Raw genomic sequence first — 24,844 nt, 5'->3', positions numbered from 1 at the left:
GGTCGAAGCAACCTATCGTGCTTGTGTAGGTGTCCGGCAATTCAGTGTCGAGGCAGGGGGGCTTGCACGAGCGCGTCATCGAGGACGCGGGCCACATGTTCGGCGCGGATGCCGAGGCCATCATGGATCTGGTGACGGCAGCTCGTGCCATCGGCGACGACGCGGTCGCCGGGGGCGGCCGCCCGCAGGGCCGGGAACAGGGACAATTCGGCCATGGCGAAGGAGGTCTCGATCGTCTCGGCCCCGTAGCCGAAGGCGCCGGCCATGCCGCAGCAGCTCGACTCGATGACCCGGACGTCGAGGCCCGGGACCGTCCGCAGCACCGTCTCCACCGAGCCCATCACGCCGAAGGATTTCTGGTGGCAATGCCCGTGCAGGTGCGCGACCCGGCCCCCCTGGTCCGCAAGCGGTAGCGCGATCCGGCCCGCCGCCAGATCGCCGGCCAGCAATTCCTCGAACAGGAACGACTGCTTGGCCAGCAGCGCGGCATCCTCTCCCGGCAGCAGCGCCGAGAACTCGTCGCGGAATGTGAGCAGGCAGGACGGCTCCAGGCCGACCACCCGGGCGCCGGCTCGGACGAACGGCAGGAGCGTGCCGAGGGTCCGGCGCGCCTCTGCGCGGGCCCGGTCGGTCTGGCCCGAGGCGAGCCAGGTCCGCCCGCAGCAGAGCGGACGCCGCCCGCTTGTCGGGTAGACCCGGTGGTTTCGATAGCCGGCGGCCAGGAGCACCCGCTCGGCCGCCTCTAGGTTCTCCCGCTCGAAGGCACGATTGAACGTGTCGCCGAACAGGATCACGTCGCGGAAATCCCCGGCCACGTCACCCGGATGAGCCGCCTCGCCCTGCTCGCTCCAAGGGCGCCTCCAGCGCGGCAGCGACCGCTTGGCCGAGAGCCCGACCATCCGCTCCGACAGAGCGGCCAGCGCCGGATGCCGGTCGCGCAGGTTGAGGAGCGGGGCCAGCTTGGCGGCAATACCGGCATAATGCGGCATCAGGCCGATCAGCCGGTCGCGTAGGGGCAGCCCGTGGCGGGCGTGGTAGTGATGCAGGAACTCGACCTTCATCTTGGCCATGTCGACGCCCGTGGGGCATTCCCGGCGGCAGGCCTTGCACGAGACGCACAGGTCGAGGGTGCGCTTCATCGCCTTGCTGGTGAAGGCGTCCGGCCCGAGCTGGCCCGAAATGGCGAGCCGCAAGGTGTTGGCGCGACCGCGGGTGAGGTGCTCCTCCTCCCGGGTCACCCGATAGGACGGGCACATCGCGCCGCCGGCGAGCTTCCGGCAAGTGCCGTTGTTGTTGCACATCTCGACGGCCGAGCCGAAGCCGCCCCAATCCGACCAGTCGAGGGCGGGCTTCAGCGGTTCGGTCACCGCGTAGTCGGGCTTGAACCGGAACAGGCTCCGCTCGTCCATGCTCAGCGGCCGGACGATCTTGCCGGGATTGAGCCGGTTGTCGGGATCGAACGCATCCTTCACGGTCTCGAAGGCGCTGGTCAGAACCGGGCCGAACAGCGGCGCGATGTATTCCGAGCGCGAGATGCCGTCGCCGTGCTCCCCGGAATACGAGCCCTTGTAGCGGCGGACCAATTCGGAGGTCTCCTCCGCAATGGCGCGCATCCGCTTCACATCGCCGCCGTCCTTCATATCCAGGATCGGCCGGACATGCAGGCAGCCCACGGAGGCGTGGGCGTACCAGGTGCCGCGGGTGCCGTGCTTGGTGAACACCTCTGTCACCGCATCGGTGTAATCGGCGAGGTGCTCCAGCGGCACGGCGCAATCCTCGATGAACGAGACCGGCTTCGCGTCGCCCTTCATCGACATCATGATGTTGAGGCAGGCCTCGCGGACCTCCCAGACCGAGCGCTGACGGGCCGGCTCAACGATCTCGACGACCGCATCAGAGAAGCCGTGATCGGCCATGCAGGCGTCGAGACGCTTCAGGTCGCGCTTCAGCGCGGTGAGATCGTCGCCGGCGAATTCCGCCAGCAGAAGGCAGTTCGGCTTGCCGCGGGTGATGTCGGCCAAAGTCGCCCGGAACAGCGGAATGTCGGCGCCGAGCACCAAGACATTGTTGTCGACCAGCTCCACCGCGACGGGATCCAGGGCGACGATGTGCTGCGTCGTCTCCATGGCGGCCCGGAACGACGGAAAGTGGCAGACGCCCATCACCCGGTGCGCGGGCAGGCGCGACAGCTTGAGCGTCACCGAGGTGGTGGCGGCCAGCGTCCCTTCCGAGCCGACCAGCAGATGCGCGAGGTTCGGCCGAGGCTCGACCAGGGCGTCGAGGTTGTAGCCGCCCACGCGCCGTTGCACCTTCGGGTAGCGGTCCGCGATCTCGTCGCGATGGAGGAGGGCGAGGGTGCGCATGCGTTCGGCCAAGGCTTCGGCATGGGCCGAGCCGGTGACCCCCGCGGTCGCGTTGCCGATGATGCCGAAGCCGAACGCCTCGCCATCTGGGAGCAGCGCCTCCATGGCGAGGACGTTGTCGCTCATCTTGCCGTAGCGCAGCGAGCGGGCGCCGCAGGAATTGTTGCCGGCCATGCCGCCGATGGTGCAGCGGGTGGCGGTCGAGGGCTCCACCGGGAAGAACCAGCCGTCGGCCTTCACCCGGGTGTTCAGCCGCTCCAGCACCATGCCGGGCTCGACCGTGATCGTGCCGGATTCCGGGTCGTAGGCGCGGATGCCGTTGAAATAGCGCGCGCAATCGACCACCAACCCCGAGCCGATCGGCTGGCCGTTCTGCGAGGTTCCGCCGCCGCGCAGGATCACCGGCGCGCCGTGATCGGCCGCGATCCGTAAGGTCGCGGCGATATCGGCAGCCGAGCGCGGCAGCACCACGCCGGCCGGCATGATCTGGTAGATCGAGGCATCGGTGCTGTAGCGGCCGCGCGTGAACGCGTCGAACCGCGCTTCGCCCTGCAGCTGTTCCGCGAGCTTTCGCGGCAAGCCCCCGTCCAAGCGCGCTGCCGCGCGCGGCGACGCCGCAGTCCGAGCCTTGGCTTGCGTCACGCCCGATCCCTCCCGAGGGCGCGTCTCCGCCCATCGGTGAGATTGTATTCAAAATTCACAGCCGAGGGAACGGGTTGGTTGTGTCTGTGGCCCCCAGCGCATCCGCTCCTTGTGTCGCAGTGGGATCAGGCGGAGCATGTCTTCGCCCGATCCCGACCCGTCGTGTCGCCTCAGTGGTTGTCGCGCGGCACGCCCGAGGTCTGGGCCACTTTCTGGAACTTCACCGCGCCCTTCAGCACCATGCCCTCGTTGAGCTGCGCGACTTGGTCCCGGTAGATCTCCTGCCAGGGCGTCTGCGTCGCCGGGAAGGGGAAGCCGCCCCGGGCGGCGAGGTCGGTGCGGCGGCGATCCAGTTCCTCGGCCGGCAGCAGGATGTCGGCGCGGCGGGTGTTGAGATCGATGCGGACCCGGTCGCCGGATTGCAGCAACGCCAGGCCCCCGCCCAGAGCCGCCTCGGGAGAGGCGTTGAGGATCGCCGGCGTGCCGGAGGTCCCGGATTGGCGGCCGTCGCCGATGCAGGGGAGGGAGGTCACGCCTCGACGGATCAGTTCCCCCGGCGGCTGCATGTTCACCACCTCGGCTGCCCCGGGATAGCCGACCGGGCCGGCGCCGCGCATGATCAGCACGGTGGTCTCGTCGATCCCGAGCGCCGGATCGTCGATGCGATCGTGATAATCCTCCGGCCCGTCGAACACGACCACGCGGCCCTCGAACGCCATCGGATCCTCGGGGTTGCGCAGGTAGCGGGCGGCGAACTCTTCCGAGATCACGCAGGTCTTCATGATCGCGGAATCGAACAGGCTGCCCTTGAGGTTGAGGAAGCCGGCCTGCTCCATCAGGGGCGTCCCGTAGGCCCGGATCACCTCGCGGTTCCAACTGTGCCGCCCGCGATAATTCTCGCCGACGGTCAGGCCGTTGCAGGTCGGCGCCTCGGTATGGACCTTTCCGGCATCGATCAGCTCCGCGAACACGGCCGGCAGGCCGCCCGCGCGGAAATACTCCTCGCCGAGCCAGCGGCCGGCGGGCTGCATGTCGACCAGCAGCGGGATCTCGAACCCGACACGCTCCCAGTCGTCGCAGGTGAGCGGCACACCGATATGCTTGGCGATGGCGTTGATGTGGATCGGCGCATTGGTCGAGCCGCCGATGGCGGCATTGGCCACGATGGCGTTCTCGAACGCCTCCCGGGTCAGGATGTCGGACGGCTTCAGGTCCTCCCAGACCATGTCGACGATGCGCAGGCCGGTGGCGTAGGCGGCTTGGCCGCGCTCGCGGTAGGGCGCGGGGATCGCCGACGAGCCGGGCAGGGCGAGGCCGAGCGCTTCGGCCAGCGCGTTCATGGTCGAGGCCGTGCCCATCGTGTTGCAATGGCCGGTGGACGGCGCCGAGGAGCCGACGATGTCCATGAATTGCTGGAAGTCGATGTCGCCGGCCGCGTGGCGCTCGCGCGTCTTCCAGACGATCGTACCGGAGCCGGTCAGCTCCTTCTGGAAATAGCCGTTGAGCATCGGCCCGACGTTCAGCGAGATCGCCGGGATGTTCACGGTGGCGGCCGCCATCAGGCAGGCCGGCATGGTCTTGTCGCAGCCGGTGAGCAGCACGACGCCGTCGAGGGGATAGCCGTACAGCACCTCGACCAGCGACAGGTAGGCGAGGTTGCGATCCAGCGACGCGGTCGGCCGCTTGCCGGTCTCCTGGATCGGGTGGCACGGGAACTCGAAGGCGACGCCGCCCGCCGCCGTGATGCCGTCGCGCACGCGCTTGGCGAGCTCCAGATGGTGCCGGTTGCACGGTGACAGGTCCGAGCCGGTCTGGGCGATGCCGATCAGCGGCTTGCCGGAGCGCAGCTCGGCGGGCGTCAACCCGAAGTTGAGGTAGCGCTCCAGGTAGAGCGCGGTCATGCCCGGGTTGTGCGGGTTGTCGAACCACGCCTTCGAGCGCAGGTCGGCGGGGGTCACGCGGCGCTTGTCGCTCATGGTCGATATCCTCAGATCGTCATGCCACCGTCGATGGAATAGCTCTGGCCGGTCACGAACGCGGCCTCGTCGCTCGCCAGGAACACCACCAGCGGGGCGATCTCTTCGGCCTTCGCCAGCCGGCCCATGGGTTGGCGGGCGATGAAGGCCTTGCGGGCCTCCCCAGGATCGTCGAACGCGTTGATCCGCTCTGCCAAAGACGGCGTGTCGACCGTGCCGGGGCAGACGCAGTTGCAGCGGATTCCACGGCCGACATAATCCGCCGCCACCGACTTGGTCAGGCCGATCACCGCGGCCTTGGTCAGCCCGTAAACGAAGCGGTTCGGCAGGCCGCGCAGCGACCCGGCGACGCTCGCCATGTTGACGATGCTGCCAACGCCGGCCTCCAGCATCCGCGGCAGCACCGCGCGGATGGTCCAGAATTGCGACCGGACATTGAGATTCACCGCGACGTCGAAATCGGCGTCGCTGGCGTCGAGCACCGTGCCGGCATGGACGTAGCCGGCGCAGTTGAACAGCACGTCGATCCGGTCGAGGCCGCCGGCCACGGCCTCGATCTGCGCCCGGTCCAGCACGTCGAGGGGCGCGGTGGTGACGTTCTCCACCCCGTCGAAGGTCCGGAGCGCCTCCGCCCGGACATCGGTGGCCAGCACCCGGGCGCCCTCGCGCGCCATCGCCAGGACGCTCGCCCGGCCGATGCCCTGGCCGGCGGCGGTGACCAACGCTGTCTTGCCCGCGAGACGCATGCTCCGGTCCTCCCAATGGCGCGGTTATCCTGCCGCTTCGGATTTCAGTCTGCCGCGATCCGCGCCGCTGCGTAAGCCGGGGCGCGGCGTTTCAGGACAGCATCCGGGTGTCGCCGTCGATGGAGATCGCCTGGCCCGAGATAGTCCGGCCCCGGGGCGAGCAGAGCAGCAGGATCTGATCGGCGAGCTGGCGGGCGGTGACGTAGTCCTTCACCGACACGAACGAGAAGGCCCTGGCCTCCATCTCGGCGAAGCTCGTGCCCTGCTGCTGCGCCTTGGCCTCCAGGACCCGGCGCTGCCGGTCGCCGGCGACCAGGCCGGGCAGGATCGCATTCACCCGGATGCCGGCCTCGCCCAGCTCGATCGCCAGGGACTTGGTGAAGCCGATCACGCCCCATTTCGCCGCCGCGTAGGGGCTGCGCAGGCCGAAGCCGAACTTGCCGGCGGCCGAGGACAGGTTGACGATCGAGCCGTTGCCGCTCGCGCGCAGGTGCGGCACCGCAAGCCGGGCGCAGTTGAACTGGCTGGTCAGGCAGACCGTGATGCAGCGGTCCCAATCCTCCGGGGCGATCTCCTCGACCCGCCCGGTCGGCCCGGCGATGCCGGCATTGTTGACCAGCACGTCGAGCCCGCCGAGGTGGTCGACCGCCTGATCCATCATGGCGGCGACCTGCTCCCGGTCGGCGACGTCGGTCCGGCTGCGCCCGACCTCCGCGGGCAGGGCCTCCAGCGCCGCCTCGTCGATGTCGCAGGCGAAGACCCGCGCGCCTTCGTCCAGGAACGCATCGACGATGGCGCGCCCGATGCCGGCCGCGCCTGCGGTCACGAGCACGCGCAGGCCGGCGATTCCAAGATCCATGGTCTTTCCTCCTGTCAAAGCATCGTTTCGAAGGCGCTTGCGGCCTTTCTGACGAAGACGATGCGCACCAAACGCTACGCGTCCCGCAACCCCCCGCGGGACAGGATGAAGTCCGTCGCCTCGCGGATGTCGGCGGCCAGGGCCGCGGCGGCGGCCGGCCCGTCCCGGGCCTCGATCGCCGCCAGCGTCTCGGCGTGCCGCCGCAGGGCGTAACCCTGGAGCAGCCGTTCCGGATGGGCGCGCAGGTCGAGGTTGATGACCGGCCCCGCCTTCAGCCACAGCCGGGCGATGATTTCCTGGAGGGGCGCCAGCCCGCAGGCGGCATAGATCGCGAAATGCAGATCGCGGTTGAGCCGGACCGCCCGGGCGCCGTCGGGCTCCGCCGATCCGGCCTCCCCCCGGAACGCCGCCTCCGCCCGGCGGATCGCGGCGAGTTCCACCGCGCTCCGCCTCTCGGCGGTCCGGGCGGCGGCCATGCCCTCGACCGCCATGCGGGTCTCGGCGAGCGCCCGGAAATCCTGCGCGGTCATGACCGGCACCCGGATCGCCCGGGTCGGCGCGACTTCGAGGACACCGTCAGCCACGAGGCGGCTCACCGCCTCGCGCACCGGCATCACCGAGACGCCGAGCGCCACCGCGCTCTGGCGCAGGGACAGCCGATCGCCCGGCGTCAGCCGCCCGGAGGCGAGGAGGTCCGCCAGGGCCTCGTAGGCGGTGTCGGCGAGGGTACGCCGCTCCAGCTGCGGCAGTTCGGCCAGAACCAATCTAGAACTCATCTGCCGAGACTAGACGCATCCGGCACTATCACGCTAGTGATCTGTGATCACATCTCCGAAGAGAGCCGCCAGAGCCGGACAAAAGGGATCGGCTGGAGGAAACGCTTGGGCGGCGGGCGATGAAAGGTCGGTTCGAGACGACAGTCTGTCGCCAGCGCCTTCTGCGGGCCATCACGGACGATATGCGAGCGGCCTGCGACCGTCGGCGTCGGAAGCGTTCGACGGTCCCGGCCGACCGATCTCTCCGCCTTCCGAACCGCATCGTCACGTCGAAGCGCGACAGCTTCCCAGGGGCGGGCGACGCGCGCCGTCCACGCGAGGATCGGGATCAGCGACAAGAGGGGTTGAGGCTATGACCGACAGCGTCGCGATCATCGGTTCCGGCCTGATCGGCCGGGCCTGGGCGATGATCTTTGCCCGCTCCGGCTGGGACGTGCGCCTGTTCGATGCCGCCGACGGCGTCGCCGAGGCCGCGATCCCGCTGTGCGCCGAGGGCTTGCGCACCCTCGCCGCGCACGGGCTCTGCCCCGATCCGGCGGCGGCGTCCGGCCGTATCCGCGCATCCGAAAACCTTGCCGCCTGTCTCGACGGCGTCGGCTTCGTGCAGGAGAACGGCCCGGAACGGCTCGACGTGAAGCAGGCCTTGTTCGCCGAACTCGACGCGCTGGCGCCGCCTGGCGCAATCATCGCCTCGTCGTCCTCGGCGATCCGCTGCTCGCTGTTCACGGAAGGCTTGCCCGGCCGCGGGCGCTGCCTGATCGGACATCCGGTGAACCCGCCGCACCTGATCCCGCTGGTAGAGATTTCCGGCGCGCCGTGGACGGACGCTTCGGTCCTGGAGCGTGCCCGGGCCACGTACGAAACAATCGGGCAGGTGCCGATCACCGTCCTCAAGGAAATCGAGGGCTTCATCCTCAACCGGCTTCAGGGCGCGCTCCTGGCGGAGGCGTTCCGCCTCGCCGCGGAGGGCTACGTCACGCCGCAGGATCTCGACAAGACCGTCGCGGACGGGCTCGGCCTGCGCTGGAGCTTCATGGGTCCGTTCGAGACGATCGAGCTGAACGCCCCCGGCGGCATCGCCGATTACTGCGCGCGCTACACCGGCTTCTACAAGAGCCTTGCGGCCGATGCCGCGCCACCTTCGGTCTACGAGGCGCCGGCCACCGAAGCGATCCTGGCGCAATGGCGGGCGCCCGCGGATCTCCCCGCCCGCATGCGCCGCCGGGATGCCCGGCTGGCGTCCCTGCGGGCTCACAAGCTCTCACAGAAGGACTGAGCATGGCCCCCCAGCGGAAAGTCATCATCACCTGCGCGGTCACCGGCGCGATCCACACGCCGAGCATGTCGCCGCATCTGCCGGTGACGCCGGAGGAGATCGCCGACGCCGCGATCGGCGCCGCCGAGGCCGGTGCGGCGATCGTCCACCTGCACGCCCGCGACCCCGAGACCGGTCAGCCCGACCAGTCGCCGGAGGCCTTCGCCAAATTCCTGCCGGTGATCAAGCAGCGCTCCGGCTGCGTGGTGAACCTCACCACCGGCGGTGCGCCGACCATGTCGATCGAGGAGCGCGTGCGCCCGGCCGCGACCTTTCAGCCGGAGGTCGCCTCGCTCAACCTCGGCTCGATGAATTTCGGCCTGTTCGGCATGCTCGACCGCTTCAAGGACCTGAAGCACCAGTGGGAGCGGGACTATCTCGGCAACAAGGACATCATCTTCCGCAACTCGTTCGGCCAGATCGAGCACATCCTCACCACCTGCGCGCCGAACGGCACCAAGTTCGAGTTCGAGTGCTACGACACCGCCCATCTCTACAACCTCAAGCACTTCTTCGACCGCGGCCTCGTGAAGGCACCGCTGTTCATCCAGACGGTGTTCGGCCTGCAGGGTGGCATCGGCGCCCATCCGGACGACGTGATGCACATGAAGCGCACCGCCGACCGGCTGTTCGGCGATCAGTATCAATGGTCGGTGCTGGGGGCGGGCCGCAACCAGATGAACATCGCCGCCATGGCCGCCGCGATGGGCGGCAACGTCCGAGTCGGCCTGGAGGACAGCCTGTGGGACGGCCCCGGCAAGCTCGCCGAGACCAACGCGGCGCAGGTCCGCCGCGTCCGCGCGATCATCGAGGGGCTGGGCCTCGCAATCGCCTCGCCCGACGAGGCGCGGGAGATGCTGGCGCTGAAGGGCGGGGACAAGGTCGCGTTCTGAGGGCGGTCCACCCTTGCTTGTGCGGTCGCTGACCTGGGCATATGTTAAGCCGTATGTCGGGAGGTGATCATGGAGCGCATCGCCAAGGTCTTCAGGAATAATCGTAGCCAAGCCGTCCGAATCCCGAAGGAGTTCGAATTGCCTGGCGACGAGGTGTCGATCTCTCGACACCCCGATGGCAGCCTGGTCCTTCGACCGCGGCTTCGCCTCGAGGCTTTTATCGTGTCGCTGGAGCCGCTTCCGCCTGAAGATTGGTTGGATGAGATTCCCGATCTCGAGGCCGAAGACGTCGTCCTTTGAGTGGCGTCGTGCGCTATTTGCTCGATACCAACATTCTGTCGGATCTCATCAATCGCGGACGGGACGGCCCGGTCGCCGCCATTCTCGAAGGGCGCACAGCCAAGGTGTGCACGAGCATCGTGGCGGCCGCCGAGATCCGATACGGCGTCGCGCGAAAAGGGTCTCAGTCTCTGGCGGACCGCGCCGAAACGGTGCTCGGAACGATTCCGATCGCCCCTCTGGCAGCGCCGGCCGATCGCTATTACGGCGAAATCCGCGCGCTCCTCACAAATCGGGGCACGCCGATCGGGCCGAACGACCTTCTGATCGCTGCCCAATGCCTTGCCTTAGATCTCTGTCTCGTTAGCGCGAACCTAAATGAGTTCCGCCGCGTTCCAGGGCTGAAAATCGAGAATTGGCTCGATCCACAGGCCGTCGGCAACGGCGTGCACTAACATCGCCAGCAAGCGCCTATCCCGGATCACCAAAGGCTTTGGCCACGGCCTCCTCGTCTACGCCGGTGATCTCCAGGCGCTTCACACGTCCCTGATGGCCGGCGACGATCTGAACGGCGCCGGCCGCGATCCTGAGAGAACTGGCGATCAGCCGTTCGAGCGCCGTGTTGGCGGCGCCATCGACCGGCGGGGCGGCCACGCGGACCTTGAGACAAGGGGCGCCATCCGTGTCGCGGATCCAGCCTTCCACGGCGTCGCGGCCGCCGCGCGGGGTCAGCCGGACGGTGAGCCGCAGCGGCTTGACCGCTGGCTCCGACGGAGCTCGTGCCACCGGTCGCGCCTTCAGAAAATCTTGCCCGGGTTCAGCCGGTTGTCCGGATCGAGCGCGCGCTTGATCAGCCGCATGGCGCCGATCTCCTCCGGCGAACGCGACAGGGGCAGCTTACCGCGTTTTTCCAGGCCGATGCCGTGCTCGGCCGAGATCGAGCCGTTCAGCTCCGCGAGCGGCGCGTAGATTGCCGCGTCGATGGCGGCGTTGCCGGCGGCGTCGAGGCGGGTGGTGTTCCAGTGGAGGTTGTTGTCGCCGATATGCCCGTAGACCACCGCGCGGCAGCCCGGGATTGCGGCCAAGCGTTCTAGTGCGCCTTGGACGTAGCCATGCATCTTAGAGAGCGGCACGCTGACGTCGAATGCGCGCTCGATCCCGTCGGCGTTCAGGTGCTCGACCCGGTCGCGGATGCGCCACATCCCCCGGCGCTGCTCCTCCGATGAGGCCACGGCCGCGTCGAGGATCGTGCCCTCGCCCATCAGGCCTTCGAGCAGGCCGAGGAATCTGTCGGATTCCTCAGGCACGCATTCGACCTCGATGATGGCGTAGAACGGGTAGTCGTAGCCCAGCGGCGGCGTCGCCCGGCCGGGCGCGGTCATCACCTTATAAAAATCCGGCCACAGGCCCTCGAAGGACGAGACTCGGCCCTGGAAGGCGCTCTGCGCGGCGCGCAGGACCCGGGCGCCGTCATCGACCCCCGGGCAGGCGATCAGCGCGGTGGCGTAGCCGGCCGGCTCCGGGCGCAGGCGCAGGACCGCGCGGGTGACGATGCCGAGAGTCCCCTCGGTGCCGATGAAGATCTGCTTCAGGTCGAGCCCGGTGTTGTTCTTGATCAGGGGGCGCATGGACGAGACCACCGTGCCATCGGCCAAGACCGCTTCCAGGCCCAGCACCATCTCGCGCATCATGCCGTAGCGCAGGACGCGCAGCCCGCCGGCATTGGTCGAGATCGCGCCGCCGATCGTGGCCGAGCCCCGGGCGCCGAGATCGAGGGGGAAGAACAGGCCGCTCTCGGTCGCCGCGTTCTGCACGCTCTCGAGGGTGGCGCCGGTACCCACCACCACGGTCATGCCGAGCGGATCCACCGGCTCGATGCCGGTCATCCGCTCGGTGGACAGGGTGATCTCGTCCGGCGTGCACAGGGTGCCGTCGACCAGGCCGGTGGCGCCGCCCCGCGGGACCACCGAGATCCCCGCCGCGTGGCAGGCGGCCATCACGGCGCTCGTCTCGGCGGTGCTGCGCGGCCGGACCAGGGCGAGCGCGGCGCAGGGCTCGGTCGGCCGGGTCCAGTTCGCCGAGCGGCCGCGCAGCTCTTCGCCGGTCACGAGGCCGGACGGTCCGACGATGTCGGAAAGACGCGCGAGGATGGATCCGGCTTCTGTCATTGGCTTGTTCCGGGGGCTTCAGCGCGAGCCTCTGTCACAGAATCCCGCGCCCTGCGAGGTTGCGCATCAGCGCGCGGGCGCCGAACGTCCAGGGCTCGCAGGCATCGCAGGGGCGCATGCGGTTGACCAGCCGGCCGAGTTCGGGGCTTGCCACCACGACCCGGTCGTTCTCCGCGTGGGTGAAGCCGAGGCCCGGCCCGTGCCGGTCCTGGATCGGCGCGAACATCGTGCCGAGCAGCAGGATCGCGCCGTCGGGATAATCGTGCGTGCGGCCCATCAGGGCGGCGACCAGCTCTTCGGGATCGCGGCTGATCTCAGCCAGCGGCGACGTGCCCTCCATCCGAAACCCGTCGGTGCCGGTCACTTCAAGGGTCACGGTGGTGCGGCGCACGTCGTCGAGGCTGAACGTGTCGTCGAACAGGCGCAGGAACGGCCCCAGGGCGCAGGAGGCGTTGTTGTCCTTCGCCTTGCCTAGCAGCAGTGCCGACCGGCCCTCGAAGTCCCGCAGGTTCACGTCATTGGCGAGCGTCGCCCCAACGATCTTCTGTTGGGACGAGACGGCCAGGGCCAACTCGGGCTCGGGGTTGTTCCAGTGCGACTCCGGGTGCAGCCCGGCATCGGCGCCGCAGCCGACCGCGGAGAGCGGCTGCGCCTTGGTGAAGATCTCGGCATCGGGCCCGATCCCGACTTCGAGGTAATGGCTCCAGGCGCCTTGCGCGACCAGCACGTCTTTCAGCGCCATCGCCTCGGGCGATCCGGGCTTCAGCCGGCGCAGGTCGCGGCCGACGAGGCGCTCGACCTCGGCACGGATCGCCGAGGCCGCGGCGAGATCGCCCCGCGCCCGCTCCTCGATGACCCGCTCCAGCATGGAGGTCGCGAAGGTGACACCCGCGGCCTTCAACGCCTGAAGATCCACCGGGGCGAGCAGCCAAGGCTGTCTGGGGTCGCGGCCGTCCGGTGGAGTGTTGGCGACGATGGCGTCGAGGCTGCCGAGATCCGCGCCCTCGGCGGCCCGGAGCCCAGCGGCAGGGTCCGGCGCCTCGCACAGGTCGCTGACGGTCGCGAACCGGGCCGTGACGTCGATGACCCGCATGTCGCCATCCGAACCCAGCCGGATCGCCACCACGCTCGGCCCCCCGACATCCGGGCGCCACACCCGCCCGACCAGGGCACCGCGCCCGGAATCGTCGGGCAGGATCTCGCGGGCGGTCAGACCGGATAATGCCATGCTGTCCTCATCCCTCGGGAGGTTTGGGTTTTCCGCCGCGCCGGCGCGCCCTCGATCCGTCCCGGACGGTACGCCGCGAGCGGGGCCGACACGATCCGCCTTAACACCCGTCGTCGATTCGAGCGCCGGCAGAATGTTTCACGTCGGCGGCCTCGTCACTGATCCGCGGTGATCGGTCGTCTCCGAGGGATCCCCCGTGCATCTCGACGCCCGATCCCGCTCTCGGCACAAAAACTCCACCGGGCAAGTCCTGACAGAAGCTGGATATGATTCAAAATTCAGGGGCGGCCCGCTTGCTTTCCGAAAGGCGCTCACCTGTACTGATCGCAGAGGAGTCGCCGTCAGAGCGACCCTGATCGGGAGGAAGCATGGCCTCGGTGGGAATCCGCGAGGTTCGCAAGGCTTTCGGGTCGACGAACGTGCTGCACGGCGTGTCCGTAGACATCCGAGACGGCGAGTTCGTGATCCTGGTCGGACCTTCGGGCTGCGGGAAATCGACCCTGCTGCGGATGATTGCCGGCCTGGAGAATATCTCCGGCGGCGAGATCCGTATCGGCGAGCGTGTGGTCAATGATGTTCCGCCCAAAGAGCGGGACATCGCGATGGTGTTCCAGAATTACGCGCTCTATCCGCATCTCACGGTGCGGGAGAACATGGCGTTCTCCATGCGGATCCGGAAGGCGCGGGCGGCCGAGATCGACACGCGGGTCGGCAAGGCCGCGCAGATCCTCGGGTTGACCCACCTCCTCGACCGCTATCCGCGCCAGCTCTCCGGCGGGCAGCGCCAGCGCGTCGCCATGGGGCGGGCGATCGTGCGCGACCCCCAGGTGTTCTTGTTCGACGAGCCGCTCTCGAACCTCGACGCCAAGCTGCGCGTGGCGATGCGCACCGAGATCAAGGAACTGCACCAGCGCCTGAAGACCACGACCATCTACGTCACCCACGACCAGATCGAGGCCATGACCATGGCCGACCGGATCGTGGTGATGCATGACGGCGTGGTCGAGCAGATCGGGCCGCCGCTGGAGCTTTACGACCGGCCTGACAACCTGTTCGTGGCCGGCTTCATCGGATCCCCCGCGATGAATTTCGTGAGCGGGACGGTCCGGCGGAACGGACACTTGGTCTTCGCCGCCGATACGGGCCTGACGATCCCGCTGAACGAGGCCCCCGCAGCCGTGGAGGGCCGCAAGCTCGTCCTCGGAATGCGCCCGGAGCATTTCGACCTCGCGCCGGATGGGATCGCCGCCGAGGTCGTGGTGGTCGAGCCGACCGGTTCCGAGACCATGCTGGCGGTGCGGGCGCAGGGGCAGGATTTCACCTGCGTGCTGCGCGAGCGCGTCAGCGAGGGACCGGGCGAGACCGTCCATCTGCGGCCGAACCGCGTGCACTTCTTCGATGCCGAGACGGGCCGGCGCCTGCCGACCTGACCGCACCCGATCCACCCAGGGAGTGACGCCACGATGCCCCACCTCGACCGCCGTTCCCTCCTGGCGGGCGCCGCCGCGACCGGGCTGGCCGCCGGCGGCGACCTCTTCGGCTTCGCCCGGGCCTGGGCGCAGAATGCCGAGTGGAAGCCGGAACCCGGCGCCAGCCTGTCCATTCTGCGCTGGAAGCGCTTCATCCCCAGCGAGGACGAGGCGTTCCTGCGGATGGTGGACGCCTTTACCAAGGCGACAGGCGTCAAGGTCTCGGTGACCAACGAATCCTTCGACGACATCCAGCCCAAGGCGTCCGTCGCCGCCAATACCGGGCAGGGGCCCGACATGGTCTGGGGCCTGTTCTCGTTCCCGGCCCTGTTCCCGGACAAGTGCCTGCCGCTGGAGGACGTCGCCGAGTCGTTGGCCAAGAAATACGGCCCCTGGTTCCCGTCGGCGGAGGCCTACGGCAAGGTCAAGGGCAGGTGGATCGCGATTCCCGTGGGCTTCAACGGCGGATACCCGAACTATCGCATCTCGGCGATGCAGAAGGTCGGGTTCAGCAAGTTCCCCGAGGATACCGCCGGCCTCCTCGAACTGTGCCGGGCGCTCAAGAAGAACAACACCCCGGCCGGCTTCGCCCTCGGTCATGCCACCGGCGACGCCAACACGTGGTGCCACTGGGCGCTCTGGTCCCATGGCGCCAACCTGGTCGACGCCAACGAGAAGATCGTGATCAACTCGCCAGAGACCGCCAAGGCGCTGGAATACGTCAAGGCGATGTACGAGACCTTCGTGCCGGGCACCGTATCCTGGAACGATTCCTCCAACAACAAGGCCTTCCTGGCGGGCGACCTGTACCTGACGCACAACGGCATCTCGATCTACGCCGCCGCCAAGAAGGACAACCCGAAGCTTGCCGAGGACATGGACCACGCGGTCTGGCCGATCGGCCCGGTGGGCAAGCCGACGGAGTTCCAGCTCGCCTTCCCGATCCTGGCGTTCAAATATTCGAAGGCGCCCAACGCCTGCAAGGCGTTCATCAGTTTCATGATGGAGGCGTCGAACTACAATCCCTGGATCCAGGGCGCGCAGGGCTACCTCTGTGAGCCGCTGTCGAACTACCCAAAGAACCCGATCTGGACGAGCGACCCGAAGAACGCCGTCTTCGCCGAGGCGGGACGGCGGTCGCTGGCGGCCGGCGGCCAGGCGCCTGTGAGCGAGCGCATCGCCGCGGTGCTGGCCGATTTCGTGGTGGTCGACATGTTCGCCAGCCACTGCACTGGCCGGGAGGACGTGAAGACCGCGATCCGCAACGCCGAGCGCGCCGCCCAGCGCATCTTCCGCAACACCTGACGCGGCGACGCATCCCGGCCCTGTTCCCGAGGCGAATCCATGGCGCACACGGCCCTGACGCAGCCGGCCCCGCTCGTGATCCCGACCCGCTCCAGTTGGCAGCGCCTGCGCGCCAGTCGCGGCTGGGCGGGCTTCTGGTTCATGCTGCCGACCGCGCTGATCCTCGGCCTGTTCCTCGCCTATCCGCTGCTCAAGGGGATCTGGCTGTCCTTCACCAACACGCGGATCGGCCGGGACGGCACGTTCATCGGCCTGGAGAACTACGCCTGGCTCTGGGACGACGACGTGTTCTGGCTCTCGGTGTTCAACACCTGCCTCTACACGGCGGTGGCGTCGGTGGTGAAGTTCGCGGTCGGCCTCTACCTGGCCCTGCTGCTCAACAAGAACATGCCGTTCAAGTCGATCGTCCGGTCGATCGTGCTGATCCCGTTCGTGGTGCCCACGGTCCTCTCGGCGATCGCGTTCTGGTGGATCTTCGACAGCCAGTTCTCGATCATCTCGTGGTCGCTGCGCCATCTCGGGATCATCGACGGCAACATCGATTTCCTCGGCGAGCCGAACATGGCGCGGGCCTGCGTGATCTTCGCCAATATCTGGCGCGGGGTGCCGTTCATCGCGATCACGCTGCTCGCCGGGCTGCAGACGGTCTCGCCCTCGCTCTACGAGGCCGCGACGCTCGACGGCGCCTCGAACTGGCAGATCTTCTCGCGGATCACCCTGCCGCTGCTGACGCCGATCATCGCCGTGGTGATGACCTTCTCGGTGCTGTTCACCTTCACCGACTTCCAGCTGATCTGGGCGATGACCCGGGGCGGCCCGGTCAACGCCACGCACCTGATGGCGACCCTGTCGTACCAGCGCGGCATCCTCTCCGGGACGCTCGGCGAGGGCGCGGCGATCGCCACCGCGATGTTGCCGTTCCTGCTCGCCGCGATCGGCATCTCGTGGTTCGGCCTCCAGCGCCGGGCCTGGCAATCCGGGGGAACCGACCGATGAGCGCGCCCGCTCCGCCCGCCCATGCCGACCCACGCCTCGCGCCGATCATGGCAGCCCGCCCCGCCGGGCTCACCGACGACAGCGAGGGCATGACCTATCTGGAGCGCCTGCCGCGGCGGCTCGTGACCACCTACCTGCCACTCCTGATCATCCTCGCGGTGCTGCTGTTCCCGTTCTACTGGATGGCTTTGACGGCGATCAAACCGGACGAGCAGCTGATCGACATGGAGCACTACAACCCGTTCTGGGTGGTGCAGCCGACGCTCAAGCACATCAACAAGCTGCTGTTCGAGACGCAGTATCCGCGCTGGCTCTGGAACACGATGTACGTGTCGGTGGCGGCCACGGTGCTGTCTCTGTTCGCCAGCGTGCTCGCTGCCTATGCCTGTGTGCGCGTCCGCTTCAACGGCGCGGGCTGGGTCGGCGCCGCGATCTTCCTCGCCTACCTGGTGCCGCCCTCGATCCTGTTCATCCCGCTGGCTACGATCATCCAGGCCTACGGCCTGTTCGACTCGCCGATCGCCCTGATCCTGGCCTATCCGACCATCCTGATCCCGTTCTCGACCTGGCTCCTGATGGGCTACTTCAAGACTATCCCCTACGAGCTGGAGGAATGCGCGCTGATGGACGGCGCCAGCCGCTGGCAGATCCTGACCAAGATCATCCTGCCGCTCGCCTTTCCGGGCCTGATCTCGGCCGGCATCTTCTCGCTGACGCTCTGCTGGAACGAGTTCATCTACACGCTGACCTTCCTGTCCTCGACGCAGAACAAGACCGTGCCGATCGCGGTGGTCAGCGAGTTCGTGGACGGCGACGTCTACAAGTGGGGCTCGCTGATGGCCGGTGCTCTGCTCGGCTCCCTGCCGCTGGTGATCCTCTACTCGTTCTTCGTCGAGTATTACGTCTCCGCGCTTACCGGCGCCGTGAAGGAGTAGGCCGGGACGCCGGGGAAACCTGCCCCCGGCCGTTGCGCCGACGCCCGCGATTGCTCAGACAATCCGCTGTGACGGCGCGCAGGACAATAGCTGCGGACCGCGATCGCAGAAGGTCACGCCATGGCCCATTTCATCGAGACCCGCGCCACCCTGGTCACCGACGCCATCGCGGGCCTGCTCGCGGCCAGCGGCGGCCGCCTGGCGCGGCTCGACGGCGATCCCGACATCCGCGTCGTGCTGCGCGCCGAGATCGATCCCGGCAACGTCGCGGTGATCTCCGGCGGCGGCTCCGGCCACGAGCCGGCCCATGCCGGCTTCGTCGGGCCGGGCATGCTGAGCGCCGCGGTGTGCGGCGATGTCTTCGCCTCGCCGAGCGTCGACGCGGTGCTGGCGGGCATCCTGGCGGTGACCGGGCCGGCGGGGTGCCTGCTGATCATCAAGAACTACGCGGGCGATCGCCTGAATTTCGGCCTCGCCGCCGAGCGCGCCCGGGCGCTCGGAAAAAAGGTCGAGACCGTGATCGTGGCCGACGACATCGCTTTGCCGGAGGCGAAGCAGCCCCGGGGGGTTGCCGGCACCCTGTTCGTGCACAAGGTCGCCGGCCATGCCGCGGAGGCCGGCGCGCCGCTGGAAACAGTTGCGACGCTGGCCCGCCGGGTGGCCGGATCGGCCCAATCGCTCGGCATCGCGGTCTCGACCGCCACGATCCCCGGCTCGCCGCGCAGCGAGCGCCTCGCCGAGGGACAGGCCGAACTCGGCCTCGGCATCCACGGTGAGCCGGGGGCCGAGCGGATCACACTGCCGAAGGCGAGCGACCTGGCGCGCCTCATGACCGAGCGCTTTTCGACGACCGGACCGCTGGCGCTGCTGGTCAATAATCTCGGCTCGGCGACCGCCTTGGAGATGCAGGTCCTGACCCAGGCCGTCCTGGCCACCGAGCTCGGCCGGCGGGTTCGCCTGCTGGTCGGACCGGCGCCGTTGATGACGGCGCTCGACATGCACGGCGCCTCGCTGTCGATCCTGCCCCTGGACGACGCGATCGAAGCGGCGCTCCTGGCACCGGTGCCCCTGCCGGCCTGGCCCGGCGCGGTGCGGATAGCGCCGCCGGTGCTGCGCCCGATCCCGGAGGGGCTCGCGGGCGAGGCTTTCACGCCCTCGCGCGATCCCGTTGCCGCCGCCCGGATCGCCGCCGTGACGGGTGCCCTCATCGCCGCCGAGGGCACGCTCAACGCCCTCGACGCGAAGGTCGGCGACGGCGACACCGGCACCACCTTTGCCGGCGCAGCCCGCGCGGTCGCGGCCGATCTCGACCGGCTGCCGCAGGCCGACCCGCCCGCCCTGTGCCGCGCTCTGGCCGAGCGGATCGGCCGCGCGGTCGGCGGTTCGAGCGGCGTGCTGGCCTCGATCTTCTTCGCCGCCACCGCGTCCTCGCTCACCGACGGCGCGTCCTGGCCCGACGCCCTGGCCCAGGGCGTGGCCCGGGTGCGGGCCTATGGCGGCGCCGGGCCCGGCGACCGCACCCTGCTGGACGCCCTGATCCCGGCCCTCGACGCCCTGAAATCCGGCGGCCTCGACGCCGCGTCCACCGCCGCCCGTGCAGGCGCCGCCGCCACCGCCCGCATGGACCGCGCCGCCACCGGTCGGTCGAGTTACCTCGCGGCGGCGGACCTCGCCGGTATCGAGGATCCGGGGGCCGCCGGGGTCGCGGCGGCGTTCGAGGCTCTGGCTGCTGCCGGGTGACGATCAATGGCGGGAATGAAGTCGCGTCCGCGGTGGAGGAGCAGCCGCCTATGAGGCTTCTCGGGCTGTCCGGAAGCACGCGCCAAGCTTCGACGAACACTGCGCTCCTACGAGCTTTGCAAGCCGTAGCTCCCAATCGAATCCGCCTCGACGTCTATGATCGTATCGGAAGCCTCCCCGTCTTTTCGCCGGATCTAGAAGGCGCTGCGACACCCCCTGCTGTGCAGGAGTTCATACGAGGCGTTCACGCCTGCGATGGGCTGATCCTATCGAGCCCCGAATATGTCCGGTCCATTCCCGGCGGCCTGAAGAACGCGATCGATTGGCTCGTCTCGACACACCACGTGATCGATAAGCCGATCGCGCTCGTCCACGCGTCCCATAGAGGCGACGACATGCTGCAGGTCTTGCGCATCGTGCTCGCGACCATCAGTACGAATTTCAATCCCGAGATCTTCTTCCGCCTGTCTCTGCTCGACCAAACGCCGGACGGCATCGTACAGATCGTCGGTGCGTCACCCAATCGCTTGGCGGCAAAGACATTTCTTGAGACGTTCGCCGCCTTCTGCCGGGAGCGTGCGCTGTGCAAACCTGCCTGATCCTCGACGATTACCATGATGCCGCGCTCGGCCTCGCCGACTGGGCGCGCCTGTCCGATCGCGTCGCCGTCTCGACCATCGCCGACCACATCGCGGATCAGGACGTCCTGGTTTCCAGGATCGAGCAGGCCGAGATCCTCGTCATCATGCGGGAGCGTACGCCCTTCCCGGCGGCCCTGCTGGAGCGGTTGCCCCGGCTGAAGCTGCTGGTCACCAGCGGCATGCGCAACCTCGCCATCGATATCGCGGCGGCGCGGGCGCGGGGCGTCTTGGTCTGCGGGACGGACTCGAGCCCGACGCCGCCGACCGAGCTGACCTGGGCCCTGATCCTCGGTCTCGCCCGCCATCTCCCCCTCGAGAACCGGAACCTACGGGCCGGCGGCCCGTGGCAGAGCACGGTCGGGACCGATCTCGCCGGGGCGACCCTGGGCGTGCTTGGGCTCGGCAAGATCGGAACGCGGGTGGCCGCGATCGGCCGCGCCTTCGGCATGCGGGTGATCGCCTGGAGCCCGAACCTCGACGACGCCCGAGCGGCCGCCGCCGGTGTCGAGCGTGCCGAGACCAAAGAGGCATTGTTGGAAGCCAGCGATGTGGTGACAATCCATCTCGTCCTCGGCGACCGGACGCGCGGGCTTCTCGGGGAAGCCGAGCTGCGCCGGATGCGGCCGAGCGCCATCCTGGTGAACACGTCGCGCGCGCCGATCGTCGATCAGGCCGCCCTGGTCCGGGCCCTGGAGGAGTGCTGGATCGCGGGGGCGGGGCTCGACGTGTTCGAGACCGAGCCGCTGCCGGCCGACAGCCCGTTCCGGCGCCTGCCGAACGTCCTGGCGCTGCCGCATGTCGGCTACGTCACGCGCAACAACTACCGGACGTTCTTCACCCAGGCGGTGGAGGATATCGAGGCGTGGCTCGCCGGCTCTCCGATACGCCTGTTGAGCTGAAGCTAGTCGGCCCGCGGGTCGACGGCATCGGCCAGGCCGTCGCCGAGCAGGGTCAGGGCCACCAGCGTCGTGATGAGGAACGCCGCCGGCCCGGCCAGCATGTGGGGCGCTGATTCGATCGCCCGGGCGCCTTCGGCGATCAGCACGCCCCAGCTCGTGTCCGGCTCCTGTACGCCGAGCCCGAGGAACGACAGAAAACTCTCCAGCAGGATCACCCGCGGCACCAGCAGGGTCGCGGCCACCGCCACCGGCCCGAAGGTGTTCGGCACGATGTGGCGCAGGATGATGCGGGGCGTGCCGAGCCCGAGGGCGCGGGCGGCGCGGACGAAGTCGCGCTCGCGGAGCGACAGGGTCTGCGCGCGGACGATCCGGGCCATGTCGAGCCATTCCACCGCGCCGATCACCACCAGCATCAGCGCCAGGCTCGCCCTGAAGAATACCAGCAGCAGGATGACGAAGAATACGAACGGCAGGGCGTAGAGCACGTCGACCAGCCGCATCATCACGGCGTCGACAGCGCCGCCGATGAAGCCGGCCGTTGCGCCGTAGCCGACGCCGATGAGCAGGGCGACCAGGGTGGCGGTGAGCCCGATCAGCAGCGAGACCCGTCCGGCGACGAGGCAGCGGGTGAGCAGGTCGCGGCCATGCACGTCGGTGCCGAGGGGGAAGGACAGGCGCCGGAGCGGCACAGCCACGACGAGACGCTTCCCGCCCTCCGTGTCGGCGATCACCTGCGGCGCGCCGAACAGGTCGGAGCGCGGCAGGTAGACGAGGCTGCGCCGGTCCACCCCGGCTTCGGCGCTGAGCGTGAGGCGCAGCGCGTCGCCGTCCCGAACCACGTCGTCGAGGCGCGTGCGCATGCGGAAGGCGAGGCGTTCCAGCGCCGGGCGCAAATGGTCGGGATCGGGTTGCGCCGTCAGGCCGGCGGGCAGCTGGCGCAGGTCCGGATAGGCCCGGGTCGGATCGTGTCCGGTCAGCGCCGGCCCGAACAGGCAGGCGAGGGCGATCAGGATCAGCACGGTGAGGGCAGCCATCGCCACCCGCTCGCGGGCGAGACGGCCGAGGGTGCGGGCGGCCGGGCCGGCCATGGTACGGGTGGCGCTCACGCGGCGCTCCGCAGGCGCGGGTCGAGCCAGGCGCAGGCGAGGTCGGCGATCAGGTTGAGGGCGATCACCAGGGCCGCGACCAGCAGGACGGTGCCCATCACCAGCGTGTAGTCGCGGTTGAGCGCCCCTTCCACGAAGTAGCGTCCGATCCCGGGCAGGCCGAAGATCGTCTCGACCACCACGGATCCGGTGAGCAGGGCCGCCGCCAGAGGCGCCAGATAGGCCACCACCGGCAGAAGCGCGCCGCGCAGGGCGTGCCGCGTGACGCGCGCGGGCGGCAGGCCGAGGCTGCGCATGGTCCGCACCGGCTGGGTGCGCAGGACTTCGCCGAGCGAGGCGCGAGTCAGCCGCGCCAGGGCGCCGACCTGCGGCAGCGCCAGGGTCACCACCGGGAGGATCAGGTGGCTCGGCGCGCCGCCCTCCCAGCCGCTGAGCGGCAGCCAGCGCAGGCTCAGCCCGAACACGATCTGCAGGAGCGGCGCCACGACGAAGCTCGGCAGCGACAGGGTCAGCGCAGCCCCGAGGCCGAGCAGCCGGTCGAGGGCACCGCCGCGCCGGAGCGCCGCCGCGGTCCCGAGCCCGATGCCGAGGCAGGCCGCCAGCGCCAGCGCGAGGGCGCCCAGGGTCGCCGAGACCGGCAGGCCCCGGGCGATCAGGTCGAGGACGCTCATGTCGCGGAACGAGAAGGACGGGCCAAGATCGCCCCGCGCCAGGGCCGCCAGGTAGCTGGCGAACTGCACGATCAGCGGCTGGTCCAGGCCGTAGACCCGGCGCAGGTTCTCCATGGCGGTCGGCGCCAGGGGACGCTCCAGGTCGAACGGGCCGCCGGGGGCGAGCCGCATCAGGAAGAAGCTGACGGCCACCACCGCGAACAGCGTCGGCACCGATTGCGCGAGGCGGCGCAGGATGAAGCGGATCACGCGTCGAGCCTCAGGAAGCGGGTCGGCGCGGCGTTGCGCAGGTTCGGAATGTAGCCGTGCAGCCGCGGCGCGATCAGCGCCTTCGAGCGATAATGCATCAGCGGGATCCACGGCAGCTCGCGCAGCGCGATGGCCTCGGCGTCGTAGAGCAGGTCAGCCCTGCGGCCGAGGTCGCGCTCGGAGGCGGCCCTGGCCAGGAGCGTATCATAGGCCGCGTCCGACCAGTGGCCGGCGTTCAATCCATCATTGCCACTCTGGAGCAAAAACAGAAAATTCTGCGGGTCGGCATAATCGGCGATCCAGGCGTAGCGGGCGACGTCGAAGGACCCGCCGTCGCGCAGATAAGCGAAATGGGTCTTGGCGTCGGTGTAGACGAACCGGATCTCGATCCCGAGATCGCGCCACATCTCGGCGACCGCGACGGCGGTGTTGCGGTTGTTGTCGCTGACGTTGAACCGGTACTCCACGGTGAGCGGCCGGCCCGGGCCGAACCCCGCCTCGGCCAGCAGGCGGCGCGCCTGCGCCTCGTGGTCGATCGGCAGGCCCTGCCGCCCTTCGGTCTCGGGGGGCGTGCGGTAATTGTCGATGCCGGGCGGGCACAGGGAATAGGCCGGACTCATGGTGCCGCCGTAGAGCCCGTCGGCCAGGTATTCGCGGTCGATCAGCAGGGACAGGGCCTGGCGAACGCGCCGGTCCGAGAACGGCGCCTTGCGGGTGTCGACTACCAGGGCTTCGAGGCCGAGCGAGGGCCCGAGCACCACCTGCGTGCCGAAGCGCCGACGCAGGTCGATGATCTGATCGACCGGGAGCTGGGACAGCGAATCGAGCTCCCCGGCGGCGTAGCGGCGCACGGCCGCCGACAGGTCCGAGATCGGCAGGAAGGCGACGCGCCGGATCGCGATCGCCCCGGCTTCCGGATGGTGCGGATTGACCTCCAGGGTGATCGCGCCGCCCGGCACAAGGTCGATCAGCCGATAGGGGCCGTTGGTCACGAAGTTGCCCGGACGGGTGAAGGAATCGCCGTAGCGCTCCACCGAGGCGCGGTGGACCGGCAGGGCGGTCTGGTGGGTCAGGAGTTCGAGGAAGTAGGGCGTCGGCTGTTCGAGGGTGATCGTGAGCGCGAGCGGCCCCTCCGCGGTCACCCCGAGGGCCTCGCCGGCAATCGCGCCGCGGTTCACCGCCGCCGCGCCGCGAATGGGAAATAGAATCTCGGCGTATTTCGCGCCCGTGGCGGGGGCGAGCATGCGGCGGAAGGCGTAGACGAAATCCTCCGCAGTCACCGGCTCGCCGTTCGACCATCTCCCGTCGGGGCGCAGCGCGAAGCGGAAGGTCAGGCCGTCCTCGGAGACTGTCCAGGCGCGAGCGGCGCCCGGGATGATGGTGCCATGGTTGTCGTAGGTCAGGAGGCCGTCGAACAGGTCGCGCAGGATATGCGCTTCCGCCACCGAGGAGGAGCGGTGCGGGTCGAGGGTCTCCGGGTCCGCATCGTTGCCGCGCCGGTAGAGCGCGGGCTCGCTGGCGCGCACTTGTCGCACGGCCGCGAGGGCGGCTGCGCCGGCCAGCCACGCGCGCCGGCAAATCGCCATGC

22 protein-coding genes are annotated in these 24,844 nt (G+C 69.1%); 11 read left to right on the top strand and 11 right to left on the bottom strand.

Annotated features, from left to right (window positions below):
- Positions 1–41: 41 nt before the first annotated feature.
- The 5 genes from MKL11_RS11260 to MKL11_RS11240 all read right to left on the bottom strand — a co-directional run bounded on the left by MKL11_RS11260 (position 42) and on the right by MKL11_RS11240 (position 7,362).
- Complete coding sequence (locus tag MKL11_RS11260) at positions 42–3,005, bottom strand: FAD-binding and (Fe-S)-binding domain-containing protein (RefSeq protein WP_243943259.1); 2,964 nt, start codon at positions 3,003–3,005, stop codon at positions 42–44.
- Positions 3,006–3,175: 170 nt separating this feature from the next.
- Complete coding sequence (locus MKL11_RS11255; protein WP_243943257.1) at positions 3,176–4,981, bottom strand: IlvD/Edd family dehydratase; 1,806 nt, start codon at positions 4,979–4,981, stop codon at positions 3,176–3,178.
- Positions 4,982–4,992: 11 nt separating this feature from the next.
- Positions 4,993–5,727, bottom strand: a complete 735-nt coding sequence (locus MKL11_RS11250) for an SDR family oxidoreductase (protein WP_243943255.1) — start codon at positions 5,725–5,727, stop codon at positions 4,993–4,995.
- A 91-nt stretch (positions 5,728–5,818) separates the two neighbouring features.
- Positions 5,819–6,586 (bottom strand): SDR family oxidoreductase, encoded by a 768-nt coding sequence (locus MKL11_RS11245; protein ID WP_243943253.1) that lies wholly within the window; start codon positions 6,584–6,586, stop codon positions 5,819–5,821.
- Positions 6,587–6,660: 74 nt separating this feature from the next.
- Entirely contained in the window at positions 6,661–7,362 is a 702-nt protein-coding gene (locus MKL11_RS11240) for a GntR family transcriptional regulator (protein ID WP_243943251.1), read from the bottom strand.
- Between the two features lie 352 nt (positions 7,363–7,714).
- On the opposite strand from MKL11_RS11240, the gene MKL11_RS11235 reads away from it, so the two are divergent.
- The 4 genes from MKL11_RS11235 (at position 7,715) to MKL11_RS11220 (ending at position 10,304) form a co-directional block, all read left to right on the top strand.
- Positions 7,715–8,638 (top strand): 3-hydroxyacyl-CoA dehydrogenase, encoded by a 924-nt coding sequence (locus tag MKL11_RS11235; RefSeq protein ID WP_243943249.1) that lies wholly within the window; start codon positions 7,715–7,717, stop codon positions 8,636–8,638.
- Positions 8,639–8,640: 2 nt separating this feature from the next.
- Positions 8,641–9,570: a 3-keto-5-aminohexanoate cleavage protein gene (locus MKL11_RS11230; protein ID WP_243943247.1), complete on the top strand. Its 930-nt coding sequence runs from the start codon at positions 8,641–8,643 to the stop codon at positions 9,568–9,570.
- 69 nt (positions 9,571–9,639) lie between these two features.
- Positions 9,640–9,870, top strand: a complete 231-nt coding sequence (locus tag MKL11_RS11225) for an antitoxin (protein ID WP_243943245.1) — start codon at positions 9,640–9,642, stop codon at positions 9,868–9,870.
- An 8-nt stretch (positions 9,871–9,878) separates the two neighbouring features.
- The gene (locus MKL11_RS11220) at positions 9,879–10,304 is read left to right on the top strand and encodes a type II toxin-antitoxin system VapC family toxin (protein WP_243943243.1); all 426 of its coding nucleotides are present in this window, start codon (positions 9,879–9,881) and stop codon (positions 10,302–10,304) included.
- Positions 10,305–10,320: 16 nt separating this feature from the next.
- Here the strand turns inward: MKL11_RS11220 and MKL11_RS11215 are convergent, their stop codons facing one another.
- Genes MKL11_RS11215 through MKL11_RS11205 form a run of 3 tightly spaced genes read right to left on the bottom strand, consistent with a single transcriptional unit; the run spans position 10,321 to position 13,245 of the window.
- Positions 10,321–10,635 (bottom strand): DUF167 domain-containing protein, encoded by a 315-nt coding sequence (locus MKL11_RS11215; protein WP_243943241.1) that lies wholly within the window; start codon positions 10,633–10,635, stop codon positions 10,321–10,323.
- Between the two features lie 11 nt (positions 10,636–10,646).
- Entirely contained in the window at positions 10,647–12,017 is a 1,371-nt protein-coding gene (locus MKL11_RS11210) for an FAD-binding oxidoreductase (RefSeq protein ID WP_243943238.1), read from the bottom strand.
- Between the two features lie 34 nt (positions 12,018–12,051).
- On the bottom strand, positions 12,052–13,245 hold the full coding sequence (locus MKL11_RS11205) for a fumarylacetoacetate hydrolase family protein (RefSeq protein ID WP_243943236.1): 1,194 nt from the start codon (positions 13,243–13,245) through the stop codon (positions 12,052–12,054).
- 368 nt (positions 13,246–13,613) lie between these two features.
- Here MKL11_RS11205 and MKL11_RS11200 point away from each other — a divergent pair, with 368 nt between their 5' ends.
- The 7 genes from MKL11_RS11200 (at position 13,614) to MKL11_RS11170 (ending at position 21,230) form a co-directional block, all read left to right on the top strand.
- The gene (locus MKL11_RS11200; RefSeq protein ID WP_243943233.1) at positions 13,614–14,675 is read left to right on the top strand and encodes an ABC transporter ATP-binding protein; all 1,062 of its coding nucleotides are present in this window, start codon (positions 13,614–13,616) and stop codon (positions 14,673–14,675) included.
- Between the two features lie 33 nt (positions 14,676–14,708).
- On the top strand, positions 14,709–16,019 hold the full coding sequence (locus MKL11_RS11195) for an ABC transporter substrate-binding protein (RefSeq protein WP_243943231.1): 1,311 nt from the start codon (positions 14,709–14,711) through the stop codon (positions 16,017–16,019).
- 39 nt (positions 16,020–16,058) lie between these two features.
- Positions 16,059–17,015 (top strand): carbohydrate ABC transporter permease, encoded by a 957-nt coding sequence (locus MKL11_RS11190; RefSeq protein WP_243943221.1) that lies wholly within the window; start codon positions 16,059–16,061, stop codon positions 17,013–17,015.
- A gap of 47 nt (positions 17,016–17,062) precedes the next feature.
- A complete protein-coding gene (locus MKL11_RS11185) occupies positions 17,063–17,950 on the top strand; it encodes a carbohydrate ABC transporter permease (protein ID WP_243943281.1) in 888 nt (295 codons plus the stop codon).
- A gap of 120 nt (positions 17,951–18,070) precedes the next feature.
- Positions 18,071–19,690, top strand: coding sequence for a dihydroxyacetone kinase subunit DhaK (locus MKL11_RS11180; RefSeq protein ID WP_243943219.1), 1,620 nt, complete (start codon positions 18,071–18,073; stop codon positions 19,688–19,690).
- A gap of 50 nt (positions 19,691–19,740) precedes the next feature.
- The gene (locus MKL11_RS11175; protein WP_243943217.1) at positions 19,741–20,289 is read left to right on the top strand and encodes an NADPH-dependent FMN reductase; all 549 of its coding nucleotides are present in this window, start codon (positions 19,741–19,743) and stop codon (positions 20,287–20,289) included.
- Positions 20,274–21,230: a D-2-hydroxyacid dehydrogenase family protein gene (locus tag MKL11_RS11170; RefSeq protein ID WP_243943215.1), complete on the top strand. Its 957-nt coding sequence runs from the start codon at positions 20,274–20,276 to the stop codon at positions 21,228–21,230. The genes MKL11_RS11175 and MKL11_RS11170 overlap by 16 nt, the downstream gene beginning before the upstream one ends.
- A 2-nt stretch (positions 21,231–21,232) precedes the next feature.
- Here MKL11_RS11170 and MKL11_RS11165 read toward each other — a convergent pair whose 3' ends face one another.
- Genes MKL11_RS11165 through MKL11_RS11155 form a run of 3 tightly spaced genes read right to left on the bottom strand, consistent with a single transcriptional unit; the run spans position 21,233 to position 24,842 of the window.
- Complete coding sequence (locus MKL11_RS11165) at positions 21,233–22,318, bottom strand: ABC transporter permease (RefSeq protein ID WP_243943279.1); 1,086 nt, start codon at positions 22,316–22,318, stop codon at positions 21,233–21,235.
- A gap of 14 nt (positions 22,319–22,332) precedes the next feature.
- Positions 22,333–23,256 (bottom strand): ABC transporter permease, encoded by a 924-nt coding sequence (locus tag MKL11_RS11160; protein WP_243943213.1) that lies wholly within the window; start codon positions 23,254–23,256, stop codon positions 22,333–22,335.
- A complete protein-coding gene (locus MKL11_RS11155; RefSeq protein ID WP_243943211.1) occupies positions 23,253–24,842 on the bottom strand; it encodes a peptide ABC transporter substrate-binding protein in 1,590 nt (529 codons plus the stop codon). Before MKL11_RS11155 ends, MKL11_RS11160 begins: the two co-directional genes overlap by 4 nt.
- Between the last annotated feature and the right edge of the window lie 2 nt (positions 24,843–24,844).

This window comes from Methylobacterium sp. J-077 (genome assembly GCF_022829365.1).
In the GTDB taxonomy this organism is placed as follows: Bacteria; Pseudomonadota; Alphaproteobacteria; order Rhizobiales; family Beijerinckiaceae; genus Methylobacterium.
The sequence above is the reverse complement of the archived record's forward strand: the minus strand, read 5'-3'. Positions and strand labels throughout refer to the sequence as shown.

What these genes read in the sequence shown, in the direction of transcription:
- MKL11_RS11205 (WP_243943236.1), bottom strand. Translation starts at nt 13,245, where the DNA reads ATGGCATTATCCGGTCTGACCGCCCGCGAGATCCTGCCCGACGATTCC.
- MKL11_RS11255 (WP_243943257.1), bottom strand. Translation starts at nt 4,981, where the DNA reads ATGAGCGACAAGCGCCGCGTGACCCCCGCCGACCTGCGCTCGAAGGCG.
- MKL11_RS11165 (WP_243943279.1), bottom strand. Translation starts at nt 22,318, where the DNA reads ATGGCCGGCCCGGCCGCCCGCACCCTCGGCCGTCTCGCCCGCGAGCGG.
- MKL11_RS11225 (WP_243943245.1), top strand. Translation starts at nt 9,640, where the DNA reads ATGGAGCGCATCGCCAAGGTCTTCAGGAATAATCGTAGCCAAGCCGTC.
- MKL11_RS11175 (WP_243943217.1), top strand. Translation starts at nt 19,741, where the DNA reads ATGAGGCTTCTCGGGCTGTCCGGAAGCACGCGCCAAGCTTCGACGAAC.
- MKL11_RS11230 (WP_243943247.1), top strand. Translation starts at nt 8,641, where the DNA reads ATGGCCCCCCAGCGGAAAGTCATCATCACCTGCGCGGTCACCGGCGCG.
- MKL11_RS11245 (WP_243943253.1), bottom strand. Translation starts at nt 6,586, where the DNA reads ATGGATCTTGGAATCGCCGGCCTGCGCGTGCTCGTGACCGCAGGCGCG.
- MKL11_RS11185 (WP_243943281.1), top strand. Translation starts at nt 17,063, where the DNA reads ATGGCAGCCCGCCCCGCCGGGCTCACCGACGACAGCGAGGGCATGACC.
- MKL11_RS11210 (WP_243943238.1), bottom strand. Translation starts at nt 12,017, where the DNA reads ATGACAGAAGCCGGATCCATCCTCGCGCGTCTTTCCGACATCGTCGGA.
- MKL11_RS11195 (WP_243943231.1), top strand. Translation starts at nt 14,709, where the DNA reads ATGCCCCACCTCGACCGCCGTTCCCTCCTGGCGGGCGCCGCCGCGACC.
- MKL11_RS11155 (WP_243943211.1), bottom strand. Translation starts at nt 24,842, where the DNA reads ATGGCGATTTGCCGGCGCGCGTGGCTGGCCGGCGCAGCCGCCCTCGCG.
- MKL11_RS11240 (WP_243943251.1), bottom strand. Translation starts at nt 7,362, where the DNA reads ATGAGTTCTAGATTGGTTCTGGCCGAACTGCCGCAGCTGGAGCGGCGT.
- MKL11_RS11190 (WP_243943221.1), top strand. Translation starts at nt 16,059, where the DNA reads ATGGCGCACACGGCCCTGACGCAGCCGGCCCCGCTCGTGATCCCGACC.
- MKL11_RS11250 (WP_243943255.1), bottom strand. Translation starts at nt 5,727, where the DNA reads ATGCGTCTCGCGGGCAAGACAGCGTTGGTCACCGCCGCCGGCCAGGGC.
- MKL11_RS11180 (WP_243943219.1), top strand. Translation starts at nt 18,071, where the DNA reads ATGGCCCATTTCATCGAGACCCGCGCCACCCTGGTCACCGACGCCATC.
- MKL11_RS11235 (WP_243943249.1), top strand. Translation starts at nt 7,715, where the DNA reads ATGACCGACAGCGTCGCGATCATCGGTTCCGGCCTGATCGGCCGGGCC.
- MKL11_RS11200 (WP_243943233.1), top strand. Translation starts at nt 13,614, where the DNA reads ATGGCCTCGGTGGGAATCCGCGAGGTTCGCAAGGCTTTCGGGTCGACG.